This window comes from Microcystis protocystis FBCC-A270, from assembly GCF_050500235.1.
GTDB lineage: Bacteria > Cyanobacteriota > Cyanobacteriia > Cyanobacteriales > Microcystaceae > Microcystis > Microcystis ichthyoblabe_A.
The window spans coordinates 4,133,186-4,147,702 of record NZ_CP191407.1; the positions used below are offsets into that span (position 1 = coordinate 4,133,186).

Genomic DNA, 14,517 nt, shown 5'->3' on the forward strand with positions numbered 1-14,517 from the left:
TAGCTATCTATATCAAAAAGGATTATTGATGCCACCCGATCAAATAGAAAACCTCCTCAAGGGAATTTTGAGACAATACCAAAGTTCTTTTAGTGACAAAATCTATGGAGAAGAAAATGATGATTATGATTCGCTTATGAGGGTATTTGGAATTACTCCTAGTTTAAAAAGGGAAAATCGCCAGTATTGGGGCAGGGAACTAGGAATGTGTTGGCAACGTCTGGTGACAGAAGTTTTTAAGGCTAATTGTTTAGATTATCAACCGGCTTTAAAGATTGCAGATGATCAACCTTGTGACTGCATTTTAGGTAGAGATGCCATTGATACTAAATATAGAATTGGTTCGGGAGATTCTGGCACACTTAAAAAGTTTAAACAGTATGGAAAAATATTACAGGAAAGAGGACTTAGACCTATTTTACTGATTGTGCGAGAGGATAACTTACCAGCAGCGATTAAAGCTTGTCATCTGGGTGGCTGGACTGTTTTGCAGAGCCAACAAAGTTTTGATTATATACTTGATCGCAGTGGGTTCGATTTGCTGAAAGCTTTTAATAAATTTTCTGAAACACAGGAGTTTTATATTGCCCGATGAATATCTCAAAAAGATGGCAACTTCTGCACGGTGATTGTAGAGAACTCCTCACTTTACTAGAAGAATCTAGTATATCTTGTGTGATCACAGATCCACCCTATAATTATGAGTTCATTGGCAGAAATTGGGATCATGATGAAATCCAAAGACGCAGAGAACGCATTCAAAACAGTTCCACACTGGTAAAAAATATTCCCTATGGAAGTGGGTTAGCTGGTGGGGTTCGTAATCAGCGTTGGTATCAACGCAATCGCGAAAATGTGGTCAATTATATTGAATGGGCAACAGATTGGTCAAAGGAACTAATGCGTGTTTGTAAAAGGGGGGCTGTTGTCGCTGTTTTTAGTAGCACAAGAACACTAGCTCATATTCAGATTGCTCTTGAAAATGCCGGTTTTTATGCTAGAGATGTGCTGGTTTATAGACGACATTCAGGCATTCCCAAAGGATTAAATATTGAGAAAAAACTTGACAAAATTGGTGATACTAATGCCAAACAATGGCAAGGTTGGCATACTTGCTTGAGAAATGAATGGGAAGCTATAGTTATTGTGCAGAAGCCTCTAAAAAACAATTATATTGAAACTATACAAATGACTGGATTAGGTCCCTTCAAAGCTATACTAAATGACGGCTCTTTTCAATCCAATATTTTAGAGGGCTTTTCTAAAGGACGGGATGAAAATTTTGATGAGCATTGTACGATTAAACCTTTATCATTGATTAGAAAACTGCTCGAGTTATTTCTACCACAGGATAACAGTCATATAGTTCTCGATCCTTTTGCTGGAACGGGTACAACTTTAATTGCCGCTCTAGAATTAGGTTATCAGACTATTGGTATTGAAATTGAAGATCAGTATATTGATATCATTCAACAACGTTTGGGGGAATATTTTGGCAAGATCGGACAAGAATTTGAGGTATTTGATTAGTCAATCAAAAAGTTAACAATAACAACCGCTAGGGTAGAAAATCGGCTCGACAATAAATCCCTCGGAGAATTAAGGAGAGTTAGTCAAGCTGAGGACATAATTAGTAATATCGACCAGATTATTGATCGATCGCAATCCGGCAGCCTGTAAACGCTGTTGCAACCATAGCGGAGATGGGCCAATTTTTACCCCCTCGATCACCGTACCAATATAAGCGGGACAGGCTTTATTTTCTGATATTTCCAGAGATAAATCTTTTTTAGGGGAAAATTCACCTAATTTCACTTTTGGTAGGCTTAATTCTCCTCCTGTCAAAGCCGCCACTTCTCGCGCGACTCCGATCATACTCAAAGCATCGGCACGGTTAGCGGTGGGAGAAATATCTAAAATCACCTCATCGAGTCCTAAAAGGGGACGAACATCTGTACCTAAAGGGAGATTTTCCTGGCTAAAAATGTGGATTCCTTCAGAATCCTTGGTTAATCCTAATTCTGCGAGGGAACAGATCATCCCTTCCGATTTTACCCCGCGCAATTTAGCCGGTTTAATCGTTAAATTGATTTTTGGTAAATAAGTTCCCAAAGTAGCCACAGGAACTAGAATATCAGCCCTAGCATTGGGCGCACCACAGACAATTGTACTAGGGTTTTCCTGACCGATATCCACCTGACAGACACTTAGTTTATCTGCGTTGGGATGGGGTTGGCGATCGATAATTTTACCAATAACCACACCCTTTGCCCATTCTCGGCGATCCTCGATCTCTTCCACTTCTATTCCCGCAATTGTCAATAATTCGGCTAATTCTTGGGAAGATTGGACAATTTTGACTAATTCTCGTAACCAGTTGATCGAAATCCGCATCGTTAATTCTTGCTTGCCGTCGGTTCTTAACTATTGTAAACGGTGGGTTGTCACCGCGACCGGGTTGACAGGAAAATGATTGCTAGTCAAAAAAAGAGCCACAAATGAGTTATGATACAAGGGTTTTATCGTAAAAATTGCAAATTTTATCTTTGATCCTAGCTATTTCAGTTATTATCGGCAATATTGTAGGAGCCAGTAAAAATGACTCGGCTTTTTGAAAGTTTACGAATCAGTGGTTATCGTGGTTTTGAACAAATAGAACTGTCTTCTCTAGGACAGGTGAACATTTTTGTCGGTAATAATAATTCTGGCAAAACTAGCATTCTCGAAGCTGTTTCAATTGTTTGTAATCCCCTCGATCCCTTTCAGTGGCTAGAAGTGGCCCAACGTCGATTATACTTAGGCAGAATATCTTTAATGCGACCGGATTTGGAAGCAATTAAATGGGTTTTCTTTCGTCAGAATAATCTTGCTAGTAACGCATCCTATCAAGGACAAATTTCGATCAAGTGTACTGGAAATTCACCGATTAAAAATCTAGCAGCTAATCTCACCGATATTTACGGCGCGAGCAACGAAAAAGACAACCCAGAAAAGTTCAATGATGATTCCACCAATTCGGAAACCGATCTGGTTATCAATGGGTTAGAATTAAGTGTTACCGCCCATATTTTAGAGCAAGGCAGTCTGTTTGGGACAGATAAGGAACAAGTATTTCAGTTTTGGGAAAAAGAGCGTTTTATTCAAAGGAAACGACAAAAAATACTGGTGGAAAATGCCACCATATTTCCTGCTTATTTGTCCTCGGAACCAATTCTAGATAGACTATCCAAAATCATCCTAAAGGAAGAAAATAACAAAGATGACATCCTAGATTTAATTCGGTTATTTGACGAGGAAATTACCGACATACAAATACTTTCACCCAACAATAAACCAACTCTTTATATAGAACATAAACAGCTTGGTTTTGCTCCTCTCTATGTGTTTGGTGACGGATTTAAAAGAACCTTAGTTATGGTGCTTAGTTTGTTGACAATTACCGATGGGGTACTTCTAATTGATGAAATCGAGACATCTATTCATATTTCTGCCTTAAGTCGTGTATTTTCTTGGTTAATTAATACCTGTAATCAAAGAAGAATTCAACTTTTTGTAACTACCCATAGTTTAGAAGCAGTTGATGCCATGCTACAGTCAGAAAAGTCCATAGAAAACGTGGTAGCTTTTCGGTTAAATTCTCCAAGGGAAAAACCTCAAAGATTTTCGGGCGATTTATTGCATAGATTGCGTTGGGAACGCGGGTTAGATGTGAGGTAAAGATGGTGAGATACTGCTATATTGTTGTCGAAGGTCCCCAGGATGTCGAATTCTTAATTGGTTTACTTAAATTTTATGGCTTAAAGCGAGTTATTCATTTATCTTCATTGGATAAATTTTGGGAAACACTTATCCCGAAAGCTTATCCACTAGACGATGATTTAACCAAACGAGTACCAGTACCATCTTTTGTTCAAAATGAGCAACTATCAATCGCTTTACATAGTTCTATCGGCATTACACGCATAGCGCAAACCATCGAAGAAAGTCTCAATTTTATTCAACCTTCACAGCTTTTTAGTGTGGGAATTTTTTTAGATGCTGATGATAATGAAACCCCCCAAGAAAGGTTCAATAAACTAATTGTTTGCTTATCATCTCTTGATTTGTCAAACTTACGAATGCCTGCCCTACTTGGCGAAGTTACCCATTATTATCCTCGCTGTGGTATTTTCATTGCTCCTAACAATCGTGAACAAGGAACTTTAGAAGATATTCTCCTCGAGTGTGCTAAGATAAATTATACTGATTTACTCAATCTTTCTCAAACCTATATAGAAAGTATTGACAGGAATCAGTTAACTAAAAAAGACCTCAAATATTTTAAAAAACCAGCAGGTAAAAAGAAAGCAATTATATCTAGTATTAGTAGTATATTAAGACCGGGTAAAGCCCTACAAGTTTCCCTACAAGATAATCGATGGCTAGATAAGCAAACCCTAGAATTAGAGAGCATCAAGCTTATTAAAAATTTCCTTGAGCAAATTATTGGACTTTGAGAAAAAAAAGCTAATTGAATAGCTGCTATCGAAATTATCCCCATCTCCCCTAAAAACAAGCTATCCTAAAGATTGCCATACCGTTGCGATTCTATCCGTGCCTTACTATTCCCAATATCCCGACGCTTTTACTCCCAGTTATCTGAGCGAACTACAAGGACAGATTCTCGCTTGTCCCCACTTCACAGTTAACAATTTAAATCGAGATTTCGTTAAAACCAAAGGCTTTTCTATCGCTTTTCGACGCACACAAATCAGCGAAGTTGAACGAATGTTTCCCTATTTTAAACCCTATCTTGATCGCAGTTTACAAGCTGACTGCAACGCTTTTTATCTTAATCCCTTACTCCTACAAACCGGTTCACGCGTCGATCCCCATATCGATCGCTCCCTGCGCTCCTATTGTAAAACGATCGATCCTCCGCTCCTAGTTAGCGTCCTTTATGTGCAGGTTCCTAGGGATATTCAAGGGGGGGAACTGGTACTAGCAACAGGCAATCGTTCCGTGGCCCAGATTCGTCCTTGTACTAACACCTTGATCCTCTTTCAAGGAGATCTCACCCATTCAGTTAATCCCGTTAGCTGTTCCGGTATTCGTCTGAGTCTTGTCTGCGAACAATATCGTTTAGATGCCGAAGAATTGCGAGAGATTCCCGAAATGCAGATAGAATCGCGAACCATAAAACCAGAAAAGAAAAAAAAGAAAGATCGGGTCGTTGCTCTACAATAAAAGGGGATTTTTGTAAAGATATTCTAGATGGTGATGCGCGAACCGATCGTCGAATTAAGGGGAGTAACCAAAGCTTTCGGCAAGAAAGTAATCTTAAATAACGTCGATCTGAAAGTGTACGAAGGGGAAGCGATCGGCGTGATCGGTCCGTCCGGGACGGGAAAATCGACGATTTTACGCTTAGTCGCCGGATTACTGGCCCCCGATCGAGGAGAAGTGTACATCTACGGCACAAAACGGCAGAGAACCGTAGAACAGGGGGAAGATCCCCTCGGTGTTGGTCTAGTTTTCCAACAATCGGCCCTTTTTGACTCCCTCACCGTCGGGGAAAATGTCGGTTTTGCTCTCTATCGCAACTCAAAGCTAAAACGAGCCGAAATCCGCGATTTAGTGGAAGAAAAACTCGATTTAGTGGGAATGTCTGGTTCCTACGACCTCTATCCCTCTGAAATATCCGGAGGGATGCGAAAACGCGTCAGTTTAGCCAGAGCAATTATCAGCGATCCCTCGATCGCCGCCGATCGAGCGAACATTCTCCTGTACGATGAACCCACTGCCGGACTCGATCCCGTCGCTTCTACCCGCATCCAGACGGTAATTATGGAACTTCTCAAGGTAAAAAAAGCCTGTGGGGCCCATCTCATTGTCACCCACGTCCACAGCACCATCGAAAATACCACCGATCGCATCGTTTTTCTCTATAAAGGTCAATTTCAATGGGTTGGACCGACTCAAGAGGCTTATCACTCCGAAATCCCCGTACTCAAGCAATTTTTTACCGGCAGTATCGATGGACCAATTCAGTAAACTGCCAATTGAGGGAAGTGGGGTTTGGGGTAGGGCTGTTTCATTCTCCCATCAGAATATCAAAAGTAAAAGCGATCACTATCAGGTAAAATGAGGAGTGACCGCCAACCTTTCAAATATATGTTGAGCTTAATAGAAAAACTAAAACAAGTCAAGGACTTTCGGAAAGATAAAGGAAAAAGACACCCTTTATGGATAGTATTAGTAGTAATAATACTGGGAACAATGCTAGGATACTCAGGTTATAGAGAGCTAGGAGAGTTTGCTAAAAATAATCGGCACAGGCTGAGTAAAGAATTTAACATAATTCCAGAAAGAGTCCCATCCTATTCAACAATTAGAAGGGTAATGATGGGAGTTGACTGGCAGAGTTTGTTAAAAATGTTTAACGAATGGGCATTAGAAGAATATGGACAAAGAGATGATATAAATTGGCTAGGGATGGATGGAAAAAGTCTCAAAAACACCCTAAAGAATCCTAATAATGAACAACAAAATTTCATCATGTTTGTCTCATTGTTTAGTCAAGAAAGTGGCTTAGTATTACACTTAAAAAGAATCGAAAACAAAAAAGGGTCTGAAATCGACGAAGGGCAAGCTATAATTGAGAATTGCTCTCTCCAAAATAAAGTTTTTACTGGCGATGCTTTACACTGTCATAAAAAAACAATCAGCTTAATAGCCAAGAGTAAAAATGATTATGTTATCATCGTTAAAGGAAATCAGAAAAATCTTTATCAGCGAATACAAGACCTGAGTAATTCCTCAAAGCCAGAAAGTTGCTTTCTCAAACAAGATAATAGTCATGGACGAAAAATATCAAGAAAAATAGAAGTTTTTAAAGTGAGGAAAAATGAAAGACAAGGGTTTGAAAATCTGCGAAGAGTTATTAAAGTAGAAAGAAAGGGTAGTCGCGGGGATAAAACCTATGAAGAAACAGCTTACTATATCAGTAGCCTAACCGAATCCGCTCAAGTATTTGCTGAAATTATTCGAGGACACTGGAAAATAGAAAATCAGTTACATTGGGTAAAAGATGTAATTTTTGAGGAAGATAAAAGCGAGATAAGTGATTTTCAAGGGGCAAGCAATTGGTCAATTCTCACAACCATAGGATTGAATCTTTTCAGAGGTTTGGGTTTTCTCTCAATAACGGAGGGACAGAGGTGGTTAGCTGAACGTTGGGAAAAACTGATAGTTTTATCGACGTAAGAAGCAGAAAAATTAGCTAAATTAACAGGATGTACTCTCGACAATTTCAAGAGAGATAGGCTTTTAGTGGCTTGGGAACAGGCTTTATCAATCTATTCATAATAAATATTGGCAGAAGATTAAAGATTAGTTATTGTGAATAACTCTTTTGATTAGAAAAAGATAAACTTGAGAATCTTCGGTCAAATTTATTGACTCAAAATCAGCTGTAATTAATTTAAATGAAACAGCCCTACGCCTACCGGCACCCCCCTTATCAAGGGGGGCAGGGGGGATCAAACCTAAAATCCATTTTTAATTTAATTATAACCAGCCATTTATTATCTCAAGAATAATCTCACACATCGCTATCAATATCGCTGATTGCCTCTAATTGTTACCAATCAGTTTAAGAGGTTGGAAGGGTTCTTTTTTAGACTCGATCTCCTTTAAGAAATATTACAATCAATCGCTTTTGATATACGCTTTAAAAATAGATGATAATTGAAATCGGTTTTGCTCCCTTTGAATTAAATAACGTTGTTGCAAGGATTGTAAACCATTGATTAAATCACTAGCAGATAAATCTAGGTTATTTTTTAACTCCTCTCTAGATAAAGGTTGATCAACTTTACTTAATTCTAAGGCGATTTGTTGGGCAAGGGGAGAACAGCGACCAAAAATTTGTTTTAAATGAGACTGCATTTTTTTAGTAATAACTAAGCTATTTTCTGCCAAGAAATCGTTAACCTTGCCATCAAAAACATCTTTAATCAAAACGGCAATATCGATTAAATAAAAAGGATTACCTTCGTATAATTGAATTAATTCTAACCATCTTTCCCCATCTTGTAAACCTTTATTTTCAAGAAAATCAATCGCTTCAAATCCTGATAATTCTAAGCATTGAATGGGAGAATTTTCTTGATTAAGATAGTTCATTTCCGCAGATTTTTCTTGACTAATGAGAATAAAATGGCTCTGGTGTTGGATTTCTGCGATCAGTTTTAAAAAATGTTGATAACTACTATATTCAGGTTGATAATTACCCGCCATTTGACCAACAGCAAAAAGATTTTGAAAATCATCTAAGACGATTAAACATTTATGATTGCTTAGAACTTCTAACAATTGCTGGATTTTATTATCGGTGCTTTCTTTCGGTTCTTTTTGGCAAGTATTCAATAAATCATTTAGCCATAAATCTAAAGACTTAGGAAATTTTAAACTTTTCCAAATCACCACTTCAAATTGTTCTAAATTGAGATCAATAAATCGTTTAACTAGGGTGGTTTTTCCTATTCCCCCTAATCCCAAAACGGCAATTAAGCGAGTATTTTGCTTAAACACCCAGTTCGAGACTGTTGCGAGTTCGTTTTCTCGATCGTAAAAATCAATAATTTGAGGAGCAAGGGTTAGATCATGATATTTTGATTCAGATTGAGAGTTTATATATCTATTTTTATCATTGTCATTGGGTAAAGTGAAGGTTTGTGTATGGCAAAAATGGTTATTGTTACTATTTACAACATTCAAAGAATTTGGAGATGATTTAATCTTCATTCTTTCTATGGTAGAACGAAAATTAGATTTTCTTATTTCTTCCCCAAAAGCATCCGATAAAAGCTTCCATAATTTAGCACCTTCCTCTCTAATATGAGTCTCACTGCGGTGATATTCGTTACCTATTTCTTGATAACTCTGTCCTTGCCAACTCCCTTCAAAAATAGCCTTCTGGATAGTATTTAGCGGCTTTTTATCTCGCTCGATAAGGCGTTCGTCAATCAGTTGTAAAACTTCCGTGATATTCATACAATCGACACAGCAAAAGACTTTTGGGTATTATAGCCCAACTAAATCCCACTTTTTCCAATTTTCAGAAAAATTTACCCGACAAAACTCCCGATAAAATCCGATGTTTAGGGGTTGTCACTTTTTGGAAGCGTTTGGCATGATGGAATCTAGTTAAGCAAAACAGACCTAAAACTAACCATATCTAACTCAGCGACGCTAGTTCTAAGTATTATTGCTTATGTCTCAGTTTAACGTAGGTATTTTATGACTAAGTTCGTTTTAGACAAATATGCGCTCGATTCTAAAAAATCAGAAGCTAAGGCAAAAATCGTCGGTTCATTGGGTTCAAATGCCTCAATTTCAGGGGATCAGATAGAAGTCCCCAGTTATGACGCGAGTAAAGTGGTTCAGATTTTAAGTCAAGTTGGTATCAAGTATTCGGGAGGGTAGATTTGAAAATTAAGTCGGTACTTTTTTAGGTAGAAAGGCTTTATTTAGATACTGAACATCTTAATCATCAATTAATAGAGGTAATGCAATCATGAGTATAATCAAAGCGGGAACAGAACTTTTAAGTGACTTGGGTTGGGGAATAATAAAAAATTCAGGTCGCATTCTTTATGGTGGTGGACAAGCGGTTGTAGGTATGGTTACTGAAGATGAAGAACTTGTAGAAAATGGAGTGAGAAACCTTGCTAAAGGAGCAGGTGGTTTAAGTCTTGGTTTAGTCAAAAAAGCTATCAATGGAGATGAATCTGAGGATGGCAATGAAGACATTGATTTAGAGTCATAGTAATAACTTTTGGCTCTCCTAGACTGGTTATAGCAAATTAATAGCCTAGAATCCAACAAAGCAAAAAGCTTTTTTTATTAAAATTGCTTTTGTTAATTCTGGTGAGCCTTACTTGGCAAGGCTTGCGTGAACTATTTTATGCTAATATATCATAACTACTCTAGAAGAGCCTAACTTTTTTGCTCATTTACCATTTTTTCTCTTGCTTGGTAATTAAGCAGTTTTATACTATAGCGTTTTCTGTTTGAAAGAGGTACATTATAGATGTTAAAAAGCTTAATCGGCAGATGTTTAAGTGTGCCACACAGGTGTGAGAACTGCCAGAGAAAGTCGTTTAATTTCTAGAAAATCTTTGAGGTCAGCAATGAACGATACAACAATAATAACAATAAAGCCTGAAAATGTTACACCTAAAGGATTCCAAAAGTTTATTATTTATTGCTTTCTTGGGTTTGGTTTGTTAACTTTGATTTTTGGGATTGGACTTATATTTATTGGACTTAGTGTTTGGATCTTATTCATCCACCCGAAAAACTTCAAGAAAAATTACCCTATTAGCTATACATTAACAAATAATGAGTTTATTGCCCATCGATCAGGAGGTGGTATATTTTGGAGTATTCCTTGGAGTGATATTGATTCAATATACATCATTTCTTCTCACTGGGCGTTTCCTGCCTCATTAGGTTTAAAGTTAAAAGAATACTCAAATTTTCAGTCATCAATAGAACGCAGTAAAAGCAGTAAAAATAGTTTTAGTTTTTCAGAAAAACTTGCACTGTTGTCTTTTAACAAGATTTTTATGAATAAATATGCGAGGGCTTTATCTGGGGGCAAGTCTGATATTATAATACATTACCAGGCTTTTGATCGTCCTGCCGCAGCTTTTGGTAATCTTCTGAACACTTATATAGAGTATGCAACTGCTTTAGAGCAACTAGATAAAATGGATTCTTCAACAAGCAGTAGTTATAATACTACTAATTCCTATGAAGTAACTTTAAAAACTCCAAGCGGAGAATATACCATCCAGGTTCCTGATGATGAGTTTATCTTAAATGCGGCGAAGAAAAAAGGAATAGTGATTCCCTTTGATTGTCGTTGCGGTGCTTGTCCTACCTGTGCTGGTAAGATCGTTTCTGGTAGTGTAGATCAATCAGATCAATCTTTCTTAGATGATGATCAAATAGACGATGGTTATGTATTGCTTTGTGTTGCTTATCCTACTTCTAATTGTGTCATTGAAACTGATAAAGAAGAAGATCTTTATTAGTGCGATCGCTTTTTTATCGGGTGCATTATACTTTGTTAATGCACCTTATTTGTTGTCTATAATTTAAAAGATTGAGATAAGGGCAGTTTGTTGGGTTGATTTTGCGTTAAAATTAAGTTAGATATGTCTTAATTGATGAAACTTAGCAAGACAATGAATACTTCGACCACTTTTCAAGAAATCGCCGCCGAAATTCAATTATTTGATAATATTGAACAAAAAGAACAATTTATTTTTGTAGTGGGTGCTTTAGTTTCTCGCATCATCAGTCTTCATAAAGCCGCAGAAATCATGGAAATGGATACAGAAATGTTCTTGAAAATTTTAGAATTAATGAGAATCGATTTTTCTTATCTTACTACAGAAGACATAGATAGAGAAAAAAAATGGTAATCTCTATGAAAATTGTTTTCAATTCTTCCCCTTTAATCTTTTTGTCTCAGTTAGGATTTTTAGAAAAATTCCTAGATTCTAATGATAATTTTTATTTGCCTGCAACCGTACAACAAGAAATTAATGCCAAATAAGATCAATCTTCAGAGACTCTTAATAAGCTGATCAATCAACAGAAATTAATTATCCTAAATATTAAATTAATCTCTCTAGCAAATAGTTTAAATGAACGTTTAGGGAAAGGTGAATCTGATGCCATTACTTTAGTAGCAACAGTGAGTAAACCAATTGCGAATATCTTTTTGAGTAACTTGTAACATAGTGCGATCGCCGATTTAGTAGATTGGGTTGAGGCACGAAACCCAAGATGATCAACTATTAATTTATTTGGTTGGTGTTGGGTTGCACTTTGTTTAACTACATTTTGGCAGTAAAGAGGCGATTAGGGTTGATAAACGGCGAACGCTAATCTTGTAAGCTTTAAAAAGTGCTATCTAAAAAACTAAACAAACTATAATTAAAATTACTGCAAAAATTTAGAGACTAAAGAAGGAAATATGACAGAAATAGTTTTTTTAGTGGAAGATGCACCGGAAGGGGGATATACAGCAAGGGCATTAGGCGAGTCTATTTTTACCGAAGCCGATGATTTACAATCTTTACGAGAAATGGTAAAAGATGCCGTTAATTGTCATTATGATGATAGGGAAAATCGCCCTAAAATTATTCGTTTACATATTGTTAGGGATGAGGTATTTGCGGTATGAAGCTACCCAGAGATTTATCCAGTGATGACTTAATCAAAAAATTGTCTGAGTTAGGTTATGAAGTGAGTCGTCAAACGGGTAGCCATATTAGACTAACTACTTCTGAAAATGGTACACATCAGATTACTATTCCTGCTCATAATCCTGTCAAAATAGGCACTTTAAATAATATTTTGCGCGATGTCGCTCTACATTTTAATCTAAGTAAAGATGAACTATTGAAAAGACTGTTTTAAAATGGCTATCTCCTGTAGATTGAGTGCGATCCAAGATGATCAATTATTAATTTATTTGGTTGGTGTTGGGTTGCACTTTGTTTAACTACATTTTGGCAATAAAGAGGTGAACGCTTTTATTTTAATAATCTTTCCTATTTTTCATGACTTCCTATCCACCCCCAAATATAATCTTCATCATCTTTAAAAGCTAAAGCTCTATAATTAATACCAAATCCTGCCGATCAAAATTCTCCAACTTTTTTAAAAGACAAAGAAGGATGGTTTAAGTCACTTTTTAAAAGCTCAAAATTCCTTCTTACTAAAATTTGATTTGTTTTTCCCATTGTTGATCGTCTAACTTATTAATCCAATTTCTTAAATACAAAAAGTCATCAAAAGTAAGGCTTTCAATTTCCGCTTGAGTTAATTGTAACTTTGTCATCTTACTATCTTTCCACAACAATAGTTCAAATTTGAGTTTTATATTATCATTTTTTATGTAAAAATGGAGATTTGTGATGGCATTTGGCAGAATATTAGAAGTGCAATCGCTTTTCTGATCGGGTGCATTAACAGAGTATAATGCGCCTTATTTCTTGTTATTGATGGATTCCCACCATAACTTTAAATCACTTTCATTAATCTTTTTTTGAAGATATTCAATCTGATCTGAATAGCTGAGATTTTTCATGTCTTCAGCCATTTTTTCTTGACTGGTTTGTTTAAAAGCTAAACAGTCAAAACTTTTTTTAATTGTCGTTGGCTTCATCAATTGTTACCTCTAAAGGAGAAATAATAGTCAAAATCCCATAGCCATTGAGTAAATTAATTTGATTATAGCCTTTCATTTTATCTAGGCGCACAATATGTTTAAAATTCCATGATATGATTGCATCCGCTCTAGCTATTGTAGCAGCCGCTACATGAGTAGCATCATTAATAGACTTTGATGTAACAACTCCTTCATTGATATAAGCATCCCTTAACTGTAAAACTTCAGATGTTATCTTAACTACTTCAATAACTCTCTGCGGAATCGATAATAAAATATCTTTAACCCCTTGGGGGGCATTAATTAATTCGCTAACAATGATATCACTGATTAACAAAATAAACTTTTCTTGCTTAATGGCTTCCATCAATTGATTGGACTTTAAGGAAAATTCATCATCTAAACAGCCTCCAATGACTGATGTATCAAGATAAACTCTAAGTTTTTTCATAAATGATAGAAAAAGTTTTCTGATCTTAGTTTAACATCAAAAGTGCGATCGCCGCTCTTTTAGAGTGGATTAAGGTAGTGTAATGCAGCTTATTGATAATAGAATTTTTGAAACCTAAAAGTCGAGGGCTTTGGTTTTAAGATTTATCAAGCTTAAAGTACAATTAACATTAAGCTATAATAATCATTAGTCAACAACAATTATTACTATGTCTTTTGCAGCTAAATATCGAGATCGGATTGTGATTAACCCAGACATTCGCAGTGGCAAACCTTGCATTGTTAATACTCGTATTGCAGTAGCAGATATTTTTGATTATCTAGGAGGAGGGATGACTATTGAAGAAATATTAGATGATTTCCCCGATCTTACCTTAGAAGATATACAAGCCTGTTTTGCATTTGCCGCCGAGCGGGATCGTCGTTTAATGGTTATTCCCTATGAAACTGCTATTTGACGAAAATTTATCACCTAAACTACCTCTGTTACTGGTATCACATTTTCCGGATAGCGCTCATGTTAGAGATTGTAGCCTAAAAGGGTTTCCCGATCAAAGGGTTTGGGAATATGCGCGTATCAATGGATTTATAATTGTCTCGAAAGATTCTGATTTTTATCAACGGAGTTTGTTGTATGGCCAACCTCCAAAGTTCATCTGGTTGAGGATTGGAAATTGTACCACTTATCATCTAATCAGTCTTATTTTAAAACATAAACAAGCTATTAAGAGATTTAGCGATAATTCTACCGAGTCTGTTTTAGTAATTACATAATCATATATTATCCTAAGCGATCGCTTTTCTGATCGGGTGCATTAACAAAGTATAATGTG

Annotated in this window: 21 protein-coding genes; 16 read left to right on the forward strand and 5 right to left on the reverse strand. The window is 36.4% G+C overall.

What is annotated here, in order from left to right; all coding sequences use genetic code 11:
- Positions 1-28: 28 nt before the first annotated feature.
- Entirely contained in the window at positions 29-595 is a 567-nt protein-coding gene (locus ACQY1X_RS20175; RefSeq protein WP_430013427.1) for a restriction endonuclease, read from the forward strand.
- The gene (locus ACQY1X_RS20180) at positions 592-1,530 is read left to right on the forward strand and encodes a DNA-methyltransferase (RefSeq protein ID WP_430013428.1); all 939 of its coding nucleotides are present in this window, start codon (positions 592-594) and stop codon (positions 1,528-1,530) included. The genes ACQY1X_RS20175 and ACQY1X_RS20180 overlap by 4 nt, the downstream gene beginning before the upstream one ends.
- 69 nt (positions 1,531-1,599) lie before the next feature.
- Here ACQY1X_RS20180 and ytpR read toward each other — a convergent pair whose 3' ends face one another.
- A complete protein-coding gene (gene ytpR / locus ACQY1X_RS20185) occupies positions 1,600-2,394 on the reverse strand; it encodes a YtpR family tRNA-binding protein (protein WP_430015059.1) in 795 nt (264 codons plus the stop codon).
- A gap of 204 nt (positions 2,395-2,598) precedes the next feature.
- On the opposite strand from ytpR, the gene ACQY1X_RS20190 reads away from it, so the two are divergent.
- From ACQY1X_RS20190 to ACQY1X_RS20210, 5 genes are all read left to right on the forward strand, one after another.
- Entirely contained in the window at positions 2,599-3,717 is a 1,119-nt protein-coding gene (locus ACQY1X_RS20190; RefSeq protein ID WP_016514931.1) for an AAA family ATPase, read from the forward strand.
- Positions 3,718-3,719: 2 nt separating this feature from the next.
- Entirely contained in the window at positions 3,720-4,496 is a 777-nt protein-coding gene (locus ACQY1X_RS20195) for a DUF3226 domain-containing protein (RefSeq protein ID WP_288138595.1), read from the forward strand.
- Between the two features lie 97 nt (positions 4,497-4,593).
- On the forward strand, positions 4,594-5,226 hold the full coding sequence (locus ACQY1X_RS20200; protein ID WP_430013430.1) for a 2OG-Fe(II) oxygenase: 633 nt from the start codon (positions 4,594-4,596) through the stop codon (positions 5,224-5,226).
- A gap of 27 nt (positions 5,227-5,253) precedes the next feature.
- On the forward strand, positions 5,254-6,033 hold the full coding sequence (locus ACQY1X_RS20205; protein WP_185238015.1) for an ABC transporter ATP-binding protein: 780 nt from the start codon (positions 5,254-5,256) through the stop codon (positions 6,031-6,033).
- Between the two features lie 120 nt (positions 6,034-6,153).
- Positions 6,154-7,245, forward strand: coding sequence for an ISAs1-like element ISMae8 family transposase (locus ACQY1X_RS20210; RefSeq protein ID WP_430013431.1), 1,092 nt, complete (start codon positions 6,154-6,156; stop codon positions 7,243-7,245).
- Positions 7,246-7,689: 444 nt separating this feature from the next.
- Here ACQY1X_RS20210 and ACQY1X_RS20215 read toward each other — a convergent pair whose 3' ends face one another.
- Positions 7,690-9,036: an NB-ARC domain-containing protein gene (locus ACQY1X_RS20215; protein ID WP_430015060.1), complete on the reverse strand. Its 1,347-nt coding sequence runs from the start codon at positions 9,034-9,036 to the stop codon at positions 7,690-7,692.
- 246 nt (positions 9,037-9,282) lie between these two features.
- Here ACQY1X_RS20215 and ACQY1X_RS20220 point away from each other — a divergent pair, with 246 nt between their 5' ends.
- The 7 genes from ACQY1X_RS20220 to ACQY1X_RS20250 all read left to right on the forward strand — a co-directional run bounded on the left by ACQY1X_RS20220 (position 9,283) and on the right by ACQY1X_RS20250 (position 12,480).
- Entirely contained in the window at positions 9,283-9,468 is a 186-nt protein-coding gene (locus tag ACQY1X_RS20220; RefSeq protein WP_002754073.1) for a hypothetical protein, read from the forward strand.
- Between the two features lie 91 nt (positions 9,469-9,559).
- Positions 9,560-9,811: a hypothetical protein gene (locus tag ACQY1X_RS20225; protein ID WP_002795035.1), complete on the forward strand. Its 252-nt coding sequence runs from the start codon at positions 9,560-9,562 to the stop codon at positions 9,809-9,811.
- Positions 9,812-10,757: 946 nt separating this feature from the next.
- Positions 10,758-11,084 carry a 2Fe-2S iron-sulfur cluster-binding protein gene (locus ACQY1X_RS20230; protein WP_334310435.1) on the forward strand — a complete coding sequence of 109 codons (327 nt, stop codon included), beginning with the start codon at positions 10,758-10,760 and terminating at the stop codon, positions 11,082-11,084.
- Positions 11,085-11,237: 153 nt separating this feature from the next.
- Positions 11,238-11,477: a hypothetical protein gene (locus ACQY1X_RS20235; protein ID WP_147073572.1), complete on the forward strand. Its 240-nt coding sequence runs from the start codon at positions 11,238-11,240 to the stop codon at positions 11,475-11,477.
- Between the two features lie 5 nt (positions 11,478-11,482).
- Positions 11,483-11,611: a hypothetical protein gene (locus ACQY1X_RS20240; protein ID WP_430015061.1), complete on the forward strand. Its 129-nt coding sequence runs from the start codon at positions 11,483-11,485 to the stop codon at positions 11,609-11,611.
- A gap of 423 nt (positions 11,612-12,034) precedes the next feature.
- Positions 12,035-12,244, forward strand: coding sequence for a hypothetical protein (locus ACQY1X_RS20245; RefSeq protein WP_002747310.1), 210 nt, complete (start codon positions 12,035-12,037; stop codon positions 12,242-12,244).
- Positions 12,241-12,480, forward strand: a complete 240-nt coding sequence (locus ACQY1X_RS20250; RefSeq protein ID WP_002747313.1) for a type II toxin-antitoxin system HicA family toxin — start codon at positions 12,241-12,243, stop codon at positions 12,478-12,480. The genes ACQY1X_RS20245 and ACQY1X_RS20250 overlap by 4 nt, the downstream gene beginning before the upstream one ends.
- Positions 12,481-12,781: 301 nt before the next feature.
- Here the strand turns inward: ACQY1X_RS20250 and ACQY1X_RS20255 are convergent, their stop codons facing one another.
- From ACQY1X_RS20255 to ACQY1X_RS20265, 3 genes are all read right to left on the reverse strand, one after another.
- Complete coding sequence (locus tag ACQY1X_RS20255) at positions 12,782-12,904, reverse strand: hypothetical protein (protein ID WP_272076465.1); 123 nt, start codon at positions 12,902-12,904, stop codon at positions 12,782-12,784.
- Between the two features lie 147 nt (positions 12,905-13,051).
- Positions 13,052-13,231: a hypothetical protein gene (locus ACQY1X_RS20260; RefSeq protein WP_002747316.1), complete on the reverse strand. Its 180-nt coding sequence runs from the start codon at positions 13,229-13,231 to the stop codon at positions 13,052-13,054.
- The gene (locus ACQY1X_RS20265) at positions 13,212-13,685 is read right to left on the reverse strand and encodes a PIN domain-containing protein (protein WP_103112055.1); all 474 of its coding nucleotides are present in this window, start codon (positions 13,683-13,685) and stop codon (positions 13,212-13,214) included. The genes ACQY1X_RS20260 and ACQY1X_RS20265 overlap by 20 nt, the downstream gene beginning before the upstream one ends.
- 208 nt (positions 13,686-13,893) lie before the next feature.
- On the opposite strand from ACQY1X_RS20265, the gene ACQY1X_RS20270 reads away from it, so the two are divergent.
- Positions 13,894-14,142 (forward strand): DUF433 domain-containing protein, encoded by a 249-nt coding sequence (locus tag ACQY1X_RS20270; protein ID WP_002735373.1) that lies wholly within the window; start codon positions 13,894-13,896, stop codon positions 14,140-14,142.
- On the forward strand, positions 14,126-14,458 hold the full coding sequence (locus ACQY1X_RS20275) for a DUF5615 family PIN-like protein (protein ID WP_103112056.1): 333 nt from the start codon (positions 14,126-14,128) through the stop codon (positions 14,456-14,458). The genes ACQY1X_RS20270 and ACQY1X_RS20275 overlap by 17 nt, the downstream gene beginning before the upstream one ends.
- The last annotated feature ends 59 nt before the right edge of the window (positions 14,459-14,517 follow it).